This is a genomic window from Streptomyces torulosus, assembly GCF_001419765.1.
In the GTDB taxonomy this organism is placed as follows: domain Bacteria; phylum Actinomycetota; class Actinomycetes; order Streptomycetales; family Streptomycetaceae; genus Streptomyces; species Streptomyces torulosus.
This window is the reverse complement of the sequence record NZ_LIRK01000543.1, coordinates 13634-27793: the sequence shown is the minus strand read 5'-3', so window position 1 is coordinate 27793 and position 14160 is coordinate 13634. Positions and strand designations below refer to the sequence as shown.

Sequence of the window (14160 nt, the reverse complement as noted above, 5' to 3'; positions counted from 1 at the left end):
CCCGCCGCAGGGGCTTGCGCCGCCCCGGTGACGTGCCTCGGCTCGTCCGTACGCGGCCGACCCGCCGCGGGGGCTTGCGCCGCCCCGGTGACGTGCTCGGCTCGTCCGTACGCGGCACACCCACCTCGGGGGGCTTGCGCCGGCGCGGTGGCGGGCGGCGACTCGTCGGTGCGCGTCTCCCCCGCCGTGGGGGTTCACCGCCTCAGCAACATGCGCCGGCTCGTCCGTACGCGGCTACCGCGCCGCGAGGGCCTGCGCCGCTGCGGCTGTCATCCCGTTCTGTCCAGCCGCGTCCGGTGCGACACTCCGGCCGCACCCTCTCCCTCTTCGACCGCGAGCAGTTCCCTCACCATCCCCCTCCCCCAGCTGCGGGCAGTCGTGCCGCTGGGGCGGCACGGGTGGGCGCAGCGGTGCCCTGGTAGCTCCGGGTTGCGTGGTCTTGGGCCCGCAGCCGCAGGGGTGGGGTGCCCGCCCCGCGGCGCTACGCCGGGACCTTTCGTAGGGTCGGGGTCTCCCTCGTGGGGGTCGGTGTGGGGGTGCGCCTTGGGATGGCCAGGGCTGCCGCTCCCGCGAGGGCTACGACCGCGGCGCCCACCGCAAGGGCGGGGCGGAGGCCGTCCACGAAGGTCTGTGGGGTTTCGTAGCCGCCCTGCGCCGCGAAGATCGAGGACATCACCGCGATGCCGAGGGCGCCGCCCACCTCGCGGAGGGCGTTGTTCGCTCCGGAGGCCACGCCAGGTAGCCGAGCCCGGCGGCCTGGAGGAACAGCCCCGTCGCGACGACCGGGCGGCCACCGATCCGGTCGGAGAGGATCCCGGCGATCGGCGCGACGAGCATCGGCATCCCGGTCCAGGGCAGCATCCGCAGCCCCGCCTCGGTCGGCGAGTAGCCGAGGACGCCCTGCATGTACTGACTGAGCAGGAAGATCGAGCCGAACATCCCCAGGAACATCAGCATGCTCGCCGCGTTGATGCCGGCGAAGGCGCGGGACCTGAACAGCCGCATCGGGAGCATGGGGTTCGCCGCCCGGACACCGTGGAGCACGAAGCCGGTCAGCAGCGCGGTGCCCGCGATGAGGCCGAGCAGCACCGGGCCGGCCGTCCATCCGTCGGCGGGGCCGCGGACCAGGCCGTAGACGATGCCGAAGAGGCCGCCGCTGGCCAGCACGGTGCCGGTGATGTCGAGCGGGGCGCCCGTGCCGTGGGACTCACGGAGGCGGAGGCGGGCGAGCGGGAGCAGGGCGAGGCCCAGCGGAACGTTCAGCCAGAAGATCCACTGCCAGGAGATGTGCTCGGTGAGGCTGCCGCCGATGAGGGGCCCGGAGGCGACGGCGAGACCATTGACGGCGCCCCAGACCCCGTACGCCATCCCGCGCCTCGCGGGCGGTACCGCGGCCGTGAGCAGGGTGAGGGTCAGCGGCATCATGATCGCGGCCCCGACCCCCTGGACCGCCCGGGCGGCGATCAGCGAGTCGATGCCGGGTGCCACGGCCGCCGCGGCGGAGGCTCCCGTGAACACCGTGATGCCCACGAGGAAGAGCCGCCGCCGACCGAACCGGTCCCCCAGGGCCGCGCCGAACATCAGCAGCACGGCGAAGGTGAGCGTGTACGCGCTGACCGTCCACTCCAGGTCGTGCAGCTCTCCCCCGAGATCCTCCCGGATGGAGGGCAGCGCGGTCGTCACCACCAGGTTGTCCAGGGACGCCATGAATCCGGCGACGCTGGTCACCACGAGCGCCCAGACGGCACCCGCGCGCGTGGGTGAGGTTTTCTTGGTTTCCCTCAGTTCCTTCGGCATCTCTTCCCCAGCGAGTTGATTAGTTATTGATCAATAACTTTCGTGGGCGTGAGAGGGCGGCCGTGCCGTCCGTCTCGCGATCCGCTACTTCTCCAGTCGGCCGGTGTCCCGCGCCGACGGGTACATCCCTGCCCAGACCCGGTGTTCGGGCGGGAAGCCCATGGCCACCAGGCAGTTGATGAGCATGCCGTGGGCCAGGAAGTCGGTGGTCCGGCCGGCGTCCGCGCCGAGGGGCAGATGGATCGCGTCCCACAGGCGCATCCAGCCGGCCCGCACGGCCTCGCCGAACTCGTGGTCGCCGGACTGCTCCGCCGCACCCACGGCGACATACATCTGCATCTGCATCTGCAGGCGTTCGGGGTGTTCGGCGATGACCTTGGTGTACGCGTTGGCCATGGCATGCAGAGCCTCTTCGCCCTCCAGACCCTCCGCGGCCTCCGAGAACATGCGGATGGTGTCCTCCACGCACCGCTCCGCGGCCGCGAGGAAGATCGCCTTCTTGCCCGGGAAGAGCCGGAAGAGGTACGGCTGCGACACCCCGACCCGTCGGGCGATGGACTCGGTCGACGTGCCGTGGTAGCCACCGCGGGCGAACTCGCTCGTCGCCGCCCGGATGACGCTCTCGCGCCTCTCCTCCGCGCTCATCCTGACCATGGATAGAAAGTTAGTACTCAATCACTAACTTGGTCAAGGGATCCGCAGGGGCGCGCGTGAGGGGTGCGAGGGGGCGCGGGTGAGGGATGTGTGTAAGGGGCGCCTCGTTCTGGAGGGCGCCCCTTACTTCACTGCGTGCCCCGTGTGCGGGTCAGGCCAGGCGTACGACCGCGCGGGACATGCCCAGGACCTTCTGGCCGGCGCTCAGGGCGGTGAGGTCGACGCGGACGGTGTTGTCGTCGAGCTTGGCGCCGACCTTGGCGGTGACCTCGATGGTCGCGCCCTGGTCGTCGTTGGGGACGACGACGGGCTTGGTGAAGCGGACGCCGTACTCGACGACCGCGCCGGGGTCGCCGGTCCAGTCGGTGACGACGCGGATCGCCTCGGCCATGGTGAACATGCCGTGCGCGATGACGTCGGGGAGGCCGACCTCCTTGGCGAACTTCTCGTTCCAGTGGATCGGGTTGAAGTCGCCGGAGGCCCCCGCGTACTGGACGAGGGTGGCACGGGTCACGCCGAAGGTCTGGGCGGGCAGTTCGGTGCCGACCTCGACGTCGTCGTAGGAGATCTTCGCGGTCATCGGGTCCTCACGCCTCCTCGGCCGCGCGGGCCACGAGCTTGGTCCAGGCGGTGACGACGTGCTCGCCCGCCTCGTCGTGGACCTCGCCGCGGACGTCCAGGATGTCGTTGCCCGCCAGGGACTTGATGCCCTCGATGGTCGAGGTGACGGTGAGCCGGTCACCGGCCCGGACGGGGCGCCGGTACGCGAACTTCTGGTCGCCGTGCACGACGCGGCTGTAGTCGAGCCCCAGCTGGGGGTCCTGGACGACCTGCCGCGCGGCCTTGAACGTGATCGAGAACACGAAGGTCGGCGGGGCGATCACATCGGGGTACCCGAGCGCCTTGGCCGCGTCCGGGTCCGTGTACGCCGGGTTGGCGTCCCCCACGGCCTCCGCGAACTCGCGGATCTTCTCCCGGCCGACCTCGTACGGGTCGGTGGGCGGGTAGGACCGCCCCACGAAGGACTGGTCGAGCGCCATGGGCTCGGCACCTCCTGATTGCTCAGCGGGAACGGCGGCCGTCGGCCGGGGCTCGGCGGTCGGCCGCGGGGCTTGGCTCGTACCGGTCGGCGGTACCGGCCGGTACGGGTCATTCAACGACGCGAGGCCGTCCCCGATCTCTCGGGAACGGCCTCGCGTACGAGCCTGATTTATCGCGTCTCGCGGTGCGCGGTGTGCGCGTTGCAACGCGGGCAGTGCTTCTTCATCTCAAGACGGTCCGGGTTGTTACGCCGGTTCTTCTTGGTGATGTAGTTCCGCTCCTTGCACTCCACGCAGGCCAGCGTGATCTTCGGGCGGACGTCGGTGGCAGCCACGTGAGTGCTCCTTGACGAACGGATGGGACGGGTTTAACGCATAGAAGAGTAGCCGATCGAAGGACCGACCCCACAATCGGCTACTGTCAGTAGCGGTGACCGGACTTGAACCGGTGACACAGCGATTATGAGCCGCTTGCTCTACCGACTGAGCTACACCGCTGAGATGCGATCGGACCCCGCCTGACGGCGGGAACCTTTCACACCAGAGCCCCAATACGGAATCGAACCGTAGACCTTCTCCTTACCATGGAGACGCTCTGCCGACTGAGCTATTGGGGCGAGCGATGAAGACATTACACGCCCCACGGCCGTTCGCCCAAATCCGTTTCCGGGCCCCGCTTCGCCGGGCTCCGCGGGGATCTTCCGGGAGGTGGGCCGGGGCTCCGCCCGCCCCTGATCCCCTGCCCCGCGGGCCTCACCCGGCCCCCCTTTCCCGGCGGCGGCGATGGCGCCCCGGCACAGGAATCACACGGGTACGGCACCAGGAACCCCGCCGGCCCGGCACGTGAACCACGCCGGTACGACTATTGCGCTCCTCCGCGCCGAGGCCGTGCCGCCCGCCTAGGCTCGTCTCACTCTGCGTGATCTTGTGTCCCTCACCTGCCGCGCCGTCCCCGCGGCCCACCCACCGTCCCTGTCCGCCTCCGCCGTCATGTGCAGCCGTCGCCGAGCCCCTGGGAGCGCGATGCCCGACAGCCAGCCGCAGCCGTCCCCCTCCTCGTCCGACCCGCCCTCGGGCCCGGACGAACCCGGCACCCTGCTGGTGTGCGGTGCGCGGCTCATGGACGGCCGGGTCGTGGACGTCCGGCTGGGCGGCGGCCGTATCGAGGCGGTCGGCACGGCGGGCAGCCTGGGGACGGGCCGTACGGCCGCGCTCCGTACCCCCGTCGCGCGCGTGGACCTCGCCGGCCATCTGCTCCTCCCCGCCCCCGCCGAACCGCACGCCCACGGCGACACCGCCCTGTCGGCGGAGATCGAGGGGCCGGTCCCGTACGACGGCCAGGACGTCCAGCGGCGGTTCACCGAGGCCGCGTTGCTGCAACTCGGACACGGGGCCACGGCGTTGCGCTCGCATGTGCATGTGGGGGACGTCCAGGGTCTCGGAGCGCTGGCGGCGGTGTTGCGGGCGCGGCGGGCGCTGCGCGGGCTGGTCGAGGTGACGGCGGTGGCGATGCCCCGGCTGCTGACCGGGGTGGCGGGGGCGGAGGGGCTCGCGATGCTCCGGGACGCGGTGAAGATGGGCGCCTCCGTGGTGGGGGGCTGCCCCGATGTGGACCCCGACCCCGCCGGGTACGTCGAGGCGGTGCTGGACATCGCCTCCGAGCACGGTTGCCCGGTCGACCTGCACACCGACGCCGACGACCCGGCCCGGCTCGCCCGGCTCGCGGCCATGGTGGGCGGCCTGCGCCCCGGCGTGACCCTCGGCCCGTGCGCGGGCCTCGCGCGCCTTCCCGCCCCGGTCGCGTCCCGCGCCGCGGACCAGTTGGCGGCGGCCGGCGTGGGCGTCGTCTCCCTGCCCCAGGGCGGCTGCGGCACGGTGGACGGCGGGGGCACCGCGCCCGTACGGCTGCTGCGGTCGGCCGGGGTACGGGTCGCGGCGGGCAGCGGGGCCCTGCGGGACGTCTCCAACCCCGTGGGGCGCGGTGATCCGCTGGAGGCCGCCTATCTGCTGGCCTCGCGGGACGGGTTGCGCGCGGAGGACGCGTACGACGCGGTGAGCGGGGCGGCGCGGGCGGCCCTGGGCCTGCCCGAGGTACGCGTGGAGGCCGGCTTCCCCGCCGAACTGCTGGCCGTCCGAGGCGAAACGCTCGCCGCTGCGCTCTCCCTGGCGTACACCCGGATCGTCGTGCACCGGGGGTGTGTGGTGGCCCGCACGAGCGCGGTACGGGAGTTCTGCGGGTCGGCGACGGGGGCGGCGCTGGATCTTCCCCGGCAGGGGCGGGGGAAGCCGTTTCCGGGCGCGTAGGGGCGTGAGGGTTGGGGTGTGGGGCTGTGGGGCCCGCGGCGGGGAAATGAGCGTGGGCACGCGCGCGTGGGTGTTTTCGTGCTCCACGCGTGCGTGCCCGGTGCTTTGAACCGTGCTGTTGTGAAGCGTGCTGTTTTGAAGCGTGCTCAACGGGGTCCGGGACCGGGGCCGGTGCTGATGACCGGCCCCGAAGCCGTCGGCCTGCCAAGCCTGTTCGTGCGCATGGGTGCCTTAGCCGGCAGAGCCCTGCCCGTGGCGGCCGAGTCGGACCGAGTTGGTGTCAGAGTCAGACGCCCAGCATTCCGCCGCCCAAAGGGCCACCGAAGTCGTCGACGGGGATCTCGGAGGCGCCCCGGGGGGCGCTGATGTCGCCGGCCTTGCCGAAGGTGAGGACCAGGGGGGCCTTGGCGCCCTTCGGGTCCTCGGCGAGGACGGCGAGGTCGGTCTCGATCCGGGTCAGGTCACCGTTCTTGATGGTGAAGTCGACGGCGACCTTCTTGTTCGGCGCGTCCTTCAGGTCCTTCGCGGTGGGCAGTTCGGCGCCCGGCGGGAGGTCGTCCTTGAGCGGCTGGAGCTTGTCGAAGACGCCGGTGAGCAGCTCGCGGAAGTTGGCCTTGGCCGTGATGACCTCGGCGCCGTCCTTGCCGTCCTTGGCCTTGAAGGTGACCTCGCGGGCGATGACTCCGCGCACGGCGTCGAGGATCTTCTTCTGTGTCTTGGCGTCGAGTTCGTCGGAACCGCCGGAGCCGGAACCGCCCGCCTCCTCACCGGCCTTCTCCAGGTCATCAGTGTTGATCTTGACCCAGTCGCCCTCGAAGAGCGGCTTCAGGTGCTGCTCGCTCTCGGGGAGTTCGTCGAGGTCGTCGGGCGAGGGGAACGGCATGCCCATCGCGTCGCCCATGGCATCCATGTCGACGCGGTAGTACATGTAGTCGCCGACGAGCCGGTACTCGGTGAAGACCTTCTGGTCGGCCGAGATCTTCATACCGACGCCGACGAGGTCCTTCTCCCCGGAGTCGGCCAGCGGCTTCTTCGACTTGACCGTCACGTCGATGCTGAGCCCGGTGAAGAACTCCGCCATCTCCGGCGGCATTTCCTCGCTGCCCTCGCCCATCAGCGCGGTGAGGTCATCCTGGTCGGCGTCGAGCCGCATGCCGAACGCCAGCGACTTCTGCTCGCCGAGCCGCTCGACGGCGTTGTCCACCTTCTGCCCCGCGCTGAGGTTCTGGACGGTGCCGCACGCGGCGACCGTGACGAGCACAGCGGCGGCGCAGCCGACCCCGGTGAACGCGCGGCGGAAGACGGGCGCCCCGGCGGCGGACGCGCGCGCCATGGACGTACGTACGGCGGATTTGTGCATGACGGTGATGACGTCCCCCCATGTTTTCGGCGCTCGCCGAGACGGCGAACATTGGTGAGACACACGAGGCGCCCGAATGGTTGCGCGGCGAACACATTCGTTCGGGCGTACGGTCGGAGACATGCGCATTGTCATCGCTGGAGGACATGGTCAGATCGCGCTGCGGCTGGAGCGACTGCTCGCCGCGCGCGGGTACGAGGTCGCGGGGCTCATCCGCCGCGCCGAGCACGCCGACGATCTGCGCGCGGCCGGTGCCGAGCCGGTGCACTGCGATCTGGAGTCGGCCTCGGTGGAGGAGGTCGCCGGGCATCTGCGTGGCGCGGACGCCGCCGTGTTCGCGGCGGGCGCCGGGCCGGGCAGCGGCGCGGCCCGCAAGGACACGGTGGACCGCGGCGCGGCGGTCCTGTTCGCGGACGCGGCGGTACGGGCGGGCGTACGGCGTCACCTGGTGGTGTCGTCGATGGGGGCGAACCCGGACCACGAGGGCGACGAGGTCTTCGACGTGTACCAGCGGGCGAAGGGCGAGGCCGACGCGTACGTCCGGGGGCTGGACGCCCTGGACTGGACGATCCTGCGCCCCGGTCAGCTGACGGACGACGCCGGCACCGGTCTCGTGCGCCTGGAGGCGTCCACGGGGCGCGGGTCCATCCCCCGCGACGACGTGGCCGCGGTCCTGGCGGAGCTCCTGGAGACCCCGGCCACGGCCGGCCTGGTCCTGGAGACGATCAGTGGTTCGACGCCGGTCTCGGTGGCGGTGAAGTCGGTCGCGGGCAACTGAGGGCCGCTCGGCGGGGCCGGTCAGAAGAGGGGCAGCTGGCCGGGGAACTCCGGGACGGCGTATCCGTCGAGCGTGGGCTGGGCCGCCCCGATCTGAGCCTGCCTGCGCGATCCGGGGCACGACACGAGTTCACCGCTCGCGCCCGGCGGGTCGTGCCGCGCGAACCGTCCGGCCACGACGGCGATCTCACGACGGCACTCGGGGCAGTTCCTGCGGCGCGATGACATGGGGTCAGTGTGCCCGGTGACGGGTGCGCCGAGTCGTAGGGCTGTGCGCGGCACGGCATGGCAGGGCATGGCGGCATGGCACGGAGAGACGGAGACACGGAGGGACATCGGGACGGAGGGACGTGGAGACGGGGGCATGACCCGGACGTGAATGATTGGCGGAGGAGATCCCCAACTGGCCCTGCCCGCCTCTATGTTCGCAACGGCACGCCATCGCGCGCCCCCGCACGAGCCTGGAGGCCCCCTCATGCGTACCTCGCTCCGCGCCGCGACCACGGGTGCGGTCGTCGCCGCGACGGTTTTGGCCGGCGGTACCGCCCACGCGACTCCGCCCGGCCCCGGAGTCACGGCGAAGCTGATCGCGCAGAAGACGGTCGGCGACACCGACTACATCGTCCGGGAGATCACCGTGCCGCCCGGTCAGGCCACCGGCTGGCACTTCCACGACGGGCCGCTGTACGGCTACGTGAAGCAGGGCACCCTCAGCCACTTCGACTCGACGTGCGCCTCCGACGGCGTCTACTCGAAGGGCAGCGCGTTGCAGGAGCCGGCCGGCCCCGGCAACGTCCACATCGGCCGCAACCTGGGCGACGTCCCACTCATACTCACGGTGCTCTACGTCCTGCCGCACGGCGCCCCGTTCTCCCAGGACGCCCCGAATCCCGGCTGCCCGTTCGAGTGAGGGGGACGCCGGGCGGAACGAGCGGCAAGGGCAACCACGCGGGACCTGCCGCGTGAGACACGTCACCTCGCTGTCCCCACGGCGCCCGCCCGAACAAAGGCGGTCGCACAACGAAGAGACCCTCTCCGATCCGCTTCTCAACGGATCGGAGAGGGTCTCCCTCCACGTGGCGGCGCCAGGATTCGAACCTGGGTAGGCTAAGCCGACGGATTTACAGTCCGTCCGGCGATCACGCTGTGACCTGGCGTTTGCGCCTGTCAGCGCCCTGCCTACCCCACAAGCACCCCATATGGCCACACTGCGAGTGGCAAATCGCCTACACATCAGGGCAGGGCCGGTATGCCGACGGCACGAAGTATGTGCCAGGTGGCGGGCTGACCGGCGAAAGGCGGGTCTTCTGTGAGCAGGGACGCCGCATGCAAGGTCGGTAAACTCTGAACATCGCGCGGCCCGCCGGTCCGTCAACAATCCGAAAGACCCTGATGCCTGATTGAGGCTAACTAGCCTTTGTGATGATACCGCCGCTCACGGCAAAGGTGAGTGGCGGGCAGGCGACGTGGGAAACTCCTGTGGACTTCCAAACCGAGGGATAGCGCACGATCCCCTGGCCGCCCCCGTCGGGGACACACGTCACGGTCGCCTTGTAGTGCCCGCCATTGCTGTTACGGCAGTGAGCCTGCCAGCCTTCGTCCCACCGACTGTTGGAGCACCCTGTCGGCCAGGCCCTGGTGGCTGCGTCGACCGATGCCGACGCGTACCCCACAGAGGTCGCATTGGCTGTTCCTTGAATTCCGAGAGCGAAACAGGCCGCCATTCCCACGGCGGCGAGAAGGCTCGAATGCTGCTTCTTCATTACACAGCTCCTCTCTCTGAATGATCCGGCCATTTTGTTAGACCCGGGTCTCGATACCTGCCGAAATAGCCTTGGAGTCTCCCTGACAGTAAGCTCGGGAGTCTCCCGTCTGCTTCCACGGGCCCACCATGGCGTGCACCTTCCCTTCCGGGTACTTGCACCTGACGAGGGCTCGGTAAGAGCCGCCGTTGTCATCCCGGCAATTGGCGACGCTTCCGAAATTGCCCCAGACTTCATAGTGGCAACCGGTGGGTCGTGACAGGACGTCAGCGCCAGAAGCTGATGCGGGCGCTGCAATACCGATCGAAAACATTCCGACCAGCAACATCCCAAAGGCCCGAGTGGCGACAGTCCGCCGATTGAGAACGGTCTTCAGCAACTTCTCCACCTACTCTCACTGCGATGAATGTCCATGATTTTGCCCGACGAGAATGCAGGAGGGATGGCGTTGCTCTTGATATCACCTCCGCATGACCATGACCATTTCATGGCCAATGAGGCTCAGACAAGCATGGAGCAAGATTCTGAGGATTATTTGAGCTTCGTGTCGCCGAATGCCGAACAGGAGTAGAGGGTTGTTTTTGGCCACATGATGACTTGAATTCGCGCGGGTCATTTCGGCCGCGCTTACTGTCCGCCCGGCGACCACGCCACGACCTGGGAATTTCCCCTTGTCGGCGCCCTACTGCCTCGTAAGCACCCCGCATGGGCGCCGTCGTGAGCGAGCGACCCGCCTACCGGGCCTCCCGCCCGTTCCGTCAGCCGCGGCACCGGAGCCCTAGCCGAAGGGGTTCCGCGCCGACCGCCATCAGGCCCGATCTGCCGTTTCGGGCACGAGACGGGTCGTGAAGCCTTCGCCGCACAGTCGCTCGTAAGCGGCTAGAACATCGTCGGGAATCTCTTGCTCGATCATGAACCCTTGCTGGGGGTACACCATGAGTCGCTGCTGAGCGCCGACAAGCATGTCAATGACGAGGCGCGCGTCCCCGATCGAGTCGACGTAGTCGGGGAGCGTCATGGAGGTGGACGCGCTCAGCCACTCGATCTCGGGCCAGAGCTTCCGGGCCGTGGCGTACGCGCGCCGTTCCTCGTACGGCTTGCTGACGAGTAGGGCGGATGACACGGGGATACGCCGCTCTTCGAGCAAGGCCCGCGAGAAGCGAATGTTCTCGCCCGTGTTCCGGGCGTGCGACTCGACGAGGATGACGTTCGCCGGAACGCCCAGCTCGACCGCGCGGTCCCGGTAGTGCTCGGCTTCCCCCCGGGGCATACGGTCGCGGGTGGTCCGGCTAGTCGCTCCGGTGAAGAGGACGACCGGCGCCATGCCCCGGTGGAAGAGATCTGCGGTGGCGTCGGCCACCCCGAGGTCATGGCTGCCGAGTCCGACGGCCACGGAGCATGGGCGCGGCTCATGGCCCATCTGCTGGAAGTCCCAGAGCCGCTGAGCGTCCGCCCATGCCTGAGCCGAGATCACTTGCTCTCGCCCTCCGTTGCTGCCGAGTCGGGGACCTTGAAGTCGTACGACCACGCGAAGCGCGTTGCCGCGTGGATTCCGACTGCGAACTCTACGACCGTCCCGTCCGCTGTGTACGTGGTGCGGTGCAGTTCTACCACCCACTCACCGGGTGACAGCTGGAGTAGCTGAGCCTCTTCGGCGGTGGGCACGCGCGCGAACAATTCCTCGCGCATGTGGTCGATCTCGTACCCGGCGTCGTAGAGGACACGGAAGCCTCCGCCGCGGCCGGCGGGGCCCGGCGTGGGGTCGACAATGCGCGTGCCTTCCACATGCTCGGGGCGGTAGTAGCTGGTCAGTGTGTGGGTGGGCTGGGTGCCCGGCGGCGCCGGGGTCACTGTCGTCGACCTCGACAACGCCGTCGCATGGGCCCACGAGAACCTGCCCGCCACCCGCACCGCGCCCACCACACGAGGCGAGCACTGGATCTACCGGGGCGCCATGCCGTCCGCGAACGCCGTCCGCCCCGGCATCGACGTCAAGTCGCTCTCGCAGTACGCCCGGTGGCTCGGTCCCGGCACCGGCCACATGACGGCCCTGTCGGCGGCCGTGCGCGCGCTGGTCGTGAAGGAAGACACCACCCTCGCCCGGGCCGGGGTGGCTTCTTCCATCCCGGTGGGACCGGATGGTTTCCACCGGATGCCGCCACACCGAGCGCTACGTCCGCACCGGACTCGAACGCGGCCTCGCCCTCGTACGCGCGCGCACCGAATCCGGCGCCGGATCACAGGCATTCGGCGTGGCCCGATTCCTAGCCGCGCAGCACACCGCCTGCCCCGGCCCGTGCGGACTGGACGCCATCGGCGAGGAGGTCACGGCCGCCGCCGTCTCCGTCGGCGTCCCCGAGCCCTACGCCCGCCGCGCGGTCACCAACGGCCTCCAGACGACCGAGGGACGCACGGTATGACCGAACCCCATCACGAAAGCACGCAAACGGCCCTCAGGGCGCCGTACAGAGCGCGCCAAAGCCGTCCGTGGGCGAACCGAAGGGCACCTCCCGCAAGGGCGTCCTTTCTGCCCTTGGTTCTGACCCGCAGACGGTCACCGTCACCGGCATCGCCCCAGGGCTTCAGATCCAGTGCCACGGCGTGCCAGTCGCGGACTGGCTCTGCGTCTGCGGGCAGCACGAACGGGCCCGTGGCCGCGGGGCCGTCGCAAGGCTGACCGACCGCGTCATCGTCGGCATCTGCCCCCACACCACCGCCACCGAAGGGAGGACGGCAGCATGATGGACACCCGCACCACCCAGGGCGAGCAACTGCCCCCGCCGTCCAACCCGCTCGCGGTCGCCCGCCGTCTCCTGCCCGACTGGCAGACCGAGGACGGACAACTCGTATGCCGACGCTGGCGCGCGTCCTGGATGCGCTGGAACGGCACCTGCTGGCGAGAGACGGACGAAGCGCAGGTACGCGCCGCCATGTACAAGCGCCTGGAGCACGCCGTCTACCTCGCGCCGGTCAAGGACGGCGACACCGAGGAACGCGACTGGGCACCCACGAAGCAGAAGATCAGCAACCTGCTCGACGCCCTGGGCTTGATCATCCTCCTGCCCACCGACACCGACGCCCCTGCCTGGATCGACGACGAGGGCGCCACCGGGCAGGACCACGGCCCCATCGTCGCCTGCCAGAACGGGCTACTACGCATCCGAGACCGGGCGCTCCTGCCGCACACACCGGAGTTCTTCAACATCGTCTCCGTGCCGTTCGACTACGACCCCACCGCGACCGCCCCGACATGGGAGAACTTCCTCGCGCAGGTCTGGCCCGACGACCCCGACTCCATCACCGCCCTTCAGGAATGGTTCGGCTACGTCGTCTCCGGTCGCACCGACCAGCAGAAGATCCTGCTCGTCGTCGGCCCGTCCCGCTCCGGCAAGGGCACCATCGCCCGTGTGCTGAAAGCACTGGTCGGCAAGGAGAACCTCGCCGGACCGACCCTCGCCGGTCTCGGCACGAATTTCGGACTCGGCACCCTGATCGGCAAACCACTCGCGGTCATCTCCGACGCCCGCCTGTCCGGCAACGACAACAGCCAAGTCGTCGAACGGCTGCTGACGATCTCCGGTGAGGACACCATCGACGTCGACCGCAAGTACCGCGAGCCCTGGACCGGAAAGCTGCCCTCGCGGCTGGTGATCCTGTCCAACGAACTGCCCCACTTCGGCGACTCATCCGGCGTCACCGCCAACCGGTTCATCCTGCTCAACACCCGCCTGTCGTGGCTGGGCAAGGAAGACACCACCCTCACCAACCGGCTTACCGCCGAAATGCCCGGCATCCTCAACTGGGCCTTGGATGGACTCGCCCGCCTGCAACGCACCGGCCGCATCACCGAACCAGCCTCCAGCCGCGAGGCCATCACCACCATGCGCGACACCGCGAGCCCGACCAGCGCGTTCGTCCGCGAACGCTGCACCACCGGGCCCGCGTGCACCGTGCCGGTGGATGCGCTGTGGAACGTCTGGCGCGAGTGGGCCGAGGACAACGGCGTGCGCCCCGGCACGAAGCAGGTCTTCGGCCGCAATCTGCTCTCCGTCGTCCCCCAACTCAACCGCACCCGGCCCCGCGACACCTACGGCCGGCAGGTCGCCACGTACACCGGGATCACGCTGAACGTGCCCGAACCACATTTGCCTGAGTCGTGACTCATCGCGACTCAAGCCCTCACCAACCTGCTCTGAGTCGCGATGAGTCGCGACTCAGAGCAATGTCACTCCAACTCCCCCACGACCCCGGAGGAACCGAAACCGTGGCCCCCGCCCGGAAGCTCAAGCTCCGTGAAGTCCTGGAAGAGATCGGTGTCAGCCGCGCGTCCTTCTATCGCATGAGGGCTCGTGGTCAGGCGCCGCGCATCACCTACCTCCCCAACGGCCTGATCCGGATCAGCCGCAGCGACCTGGACGAGTGGTGGAGCAACCTCGAACACCCCGCCTACTGATCGACCGCCCCT

At 69.5% G+C, this 14160-nt stretch carries 12 protein-coding genes, 3 tRNA genes and 3 pseudogenes; 6 read left to right on the top strand and 12 right to left on the bottom strand.

Annotated features, from left to right (window positions below; translation table 11 throughout):
• Nucleotides 1-481: 481 nt before the first annotated feature.
• From AOK23_RS32720 to AOK23_RS32690, 7 genes and pseudogenes are all read right to left on the bottom strand, one after another.
• Nucleotides 482-1797, bottom strand: a pseudogene (locus AOK23_RS32720) (DHA2 family efflux MFS transporter permease subunit).
• A gap of 84 nt (nucleotides 1798-1881) precedes the next feature.
• On the bottom strand, nucleotides 1882-2451 hold the full coding sequence (locus AOK23_RS32715) for a TetR/AcrR family transcriptional regulator (protein ID WP_206336358.1): 570 nt from the start codon (nucleotides 2449-2451) through the stop codon (nucleotides 1882-1884).
• A gap of 151 nt (nucleotides 2452-2602) precedes the next feature.
• Nucleotides 2603-3031, bottom strand: coding sequence for a MaoC family dehydratase (locus AOK23_RS32710; protein WP_055542593.1), 429 nt, complete (start codon nucleotides 3029-3031; stop codon nucleotides 2603-2605).
• Between the two features lie 7 nt (nucleotides 3032-3038).
• Nucleotides 3039-3491: a MaoC family dehydratase N-terminal domain-containing protein gene (locus AOK23_RS32705; protein ID WP_055542592.1), complete on the bottom strand. Its 453-nt coding sequence runs from the start codon at nucleotides 3489-3491 to the stop codon at nucleotides 3039-3041.
• A 170-nt stretch (nucleotides 3492-3661) separates the two neighbouring features.
• A complete protein-coding gene (gene rpmG, locus AOK23_RS32700) occupies nucleotides 3662-3826 on the bottom strand; it encodes a 50S ribosomal protein L33 (RefSeq protein WP_003948671.1) in 165 nt (54 codons plus the stop codon).
• A 90-nt stretch (nucleotides 3827-3916) separates the two neighbouring features.
• Nucleotides 3917-3989, bottom strand: a tRNA-Met gene (locus AOK23_RS32695).
• Nucleotides 3990-4035: 46 nt separating this feature from the next.
• A tRNA-Thr gene (locus AOK23_RS32690) sits at nucleotides 4036-4108 on the bottom strand.
• A gap of 406 nt (nucleotides 4109-4514) precedes the next feature.
• Here AOK23_RS32690 and AOK23_RS32685 point away from each other — a divergent pair.
• Complete coding sequence (locus tag AOK23_RS32685) at nucleotides 4515-5795, top strand: amidohydrolase family protein (protein WP_055716168.1); 1281 nt, start codon at nucleotides 4515-4517, stop codon at nucleotides 5793-5795.
• A gap of 286 nt (nucleotides 5796-6081) precedes the next feature.
• On the opposite strand, the gene AOK23_RS32680 is transcribed toward AOK23_RS32685, so the two are convergent.
• Complete coding sequence (locus AOK23_RS32680) at nucleotides 6082-7155, bottom strand: hypothetical protein (RefSeq protein WP_240496672.1); 1074 nt, start codon at nucleotides 7153-7155, stop codon at nucleotides 6082-6084.
• A gap of 121 nt (nucleotides 7156-7276) precedes the next feature.
• Here AOK23_RS32680 and AOK23_RS32675 point away from each other — a divergent pair, with 121 nt between their 5' ends.
• Nucleotides 7277-7933: an SDR family oxidoreductase gene (locus AOK23_RS32675; RefSeq protein WP_055716167.1), complete on the top strand. Its 657-nt coding sequence runs from the start codon at nucleotides 7277-7279 to the stop codon at nucleotides 7931-7933.
• Between the two features lie 20 nt (nucleotides 7934-7953).
• Here AOK23_RS32675 and AOK23_RS32670 read toward each other — a convergent pair whose 3' ends face one another.
• Complete coding sequence (locus tag AOK23_RS32670; protein ID WP_055539390.1) at nucleotides 7954-8160, bottom strand: hypothetical protein; 207 nt, start codon at nucleotides 8158-8160, stop codon at nucleotides 7954-7956.
• A 247-nt stretch (nucleotides 8161-8407) separates the two neighbouring features.
• On the opposite strand from AOK23_RS32670, the gene AOK23_RS32665 reads away from it, so the two are divergent.
• The gene (locus AOK23_RS32665; protein WP_055716166.1) at nucleotides 8408-8842 is read left to right on the top strand and encodes a cupin domain-containing protein; all 435 of its coding nucleotides are present in this window, start codon (nucleotides 8408-8410) and stop codon (nucleotides 8840-8842) included.
• 167 nt (nucleotides 8843-9009) lie between these two features.
• On the opposite strand, the gene AOK23_RS48195 is transcribed toward AOK23_RS32665, so the two are convergent.
• From AOK23_RS48195 to AOK23_RS32655, 3 genes and pseudogenes are all read right to left on the bottom strand, one after another.
• Nucleotides 9010-9097, bottom strand: a tRNA-Tyr gene (locus AOK23_RS48195).
• 1406 nt (nucleotides 9098-10503) lie between these two features.
• Nucleotides 10504-11169 (bottom strand): YdcF family protein, encoded by a 666-nt coding sequence (locus AOK23_RS32660; RefSeq protein WP_055716165.1) that lies wholly within the window; start codon nucleotides 11167-11169, stop codon nucleotides 10504-10506.
• A pseudogene (locus AOK23_RS32655) lies at nucleotides 11166-11528 on the bottom strand (UTRA domain-containing protein); the annotation flags it as partial. The gene AOK23_RS32660 and the pseudogene AOK23_RS32655, both read right to left, overlap by 4 nt.
• On the opposite strand from AOK23_RS32655, the pseudogene AOK23_RS32650 reads away from it, so the two are divergent.
• From AOK23_RS32650 to AOK23_RS32640, 3 genes and pseudogenes are all read left to right on the top strand, one after another.
• Nucleotides 11515-12115 (top strand): annotated as a pseudogene (locus AOK23_RS32650) (bifunctional DNA primase/polymerase); the annotation flags it as partial. The pseudogenes AOK23_RS32655 and AOK23_RS32650 overlap by 14 nt on opposite strands.
• Before the next feature lie 318 nt (nucleotides 12116-12433).
• Nucleotides 12434-13855, top strand: a complete 1422-nt coding sequence (locus AOK23_RS32645) for a DNA primase family protein (protein ID WP_055716164.1) — start codon at nucleotides 12434-12436, stop codon at nucleotides 13853-13855.
• Nucleotides 13856-13959: 104 nt separating this feature from the next.
• Nucleotides 13960-14148, top strand: coding sequence for a helix-turn-helix transcriptional regulator (locus AOK23_RS32640; protein ID WP_107102924.1), 189 nt, complete (start codon nucleotides 13960-13962; stop codon nucleotides 14146-14148).
• The last annotated feature ends 12 nt before the right edge of the window (nucleotides 14149-14160 follow it).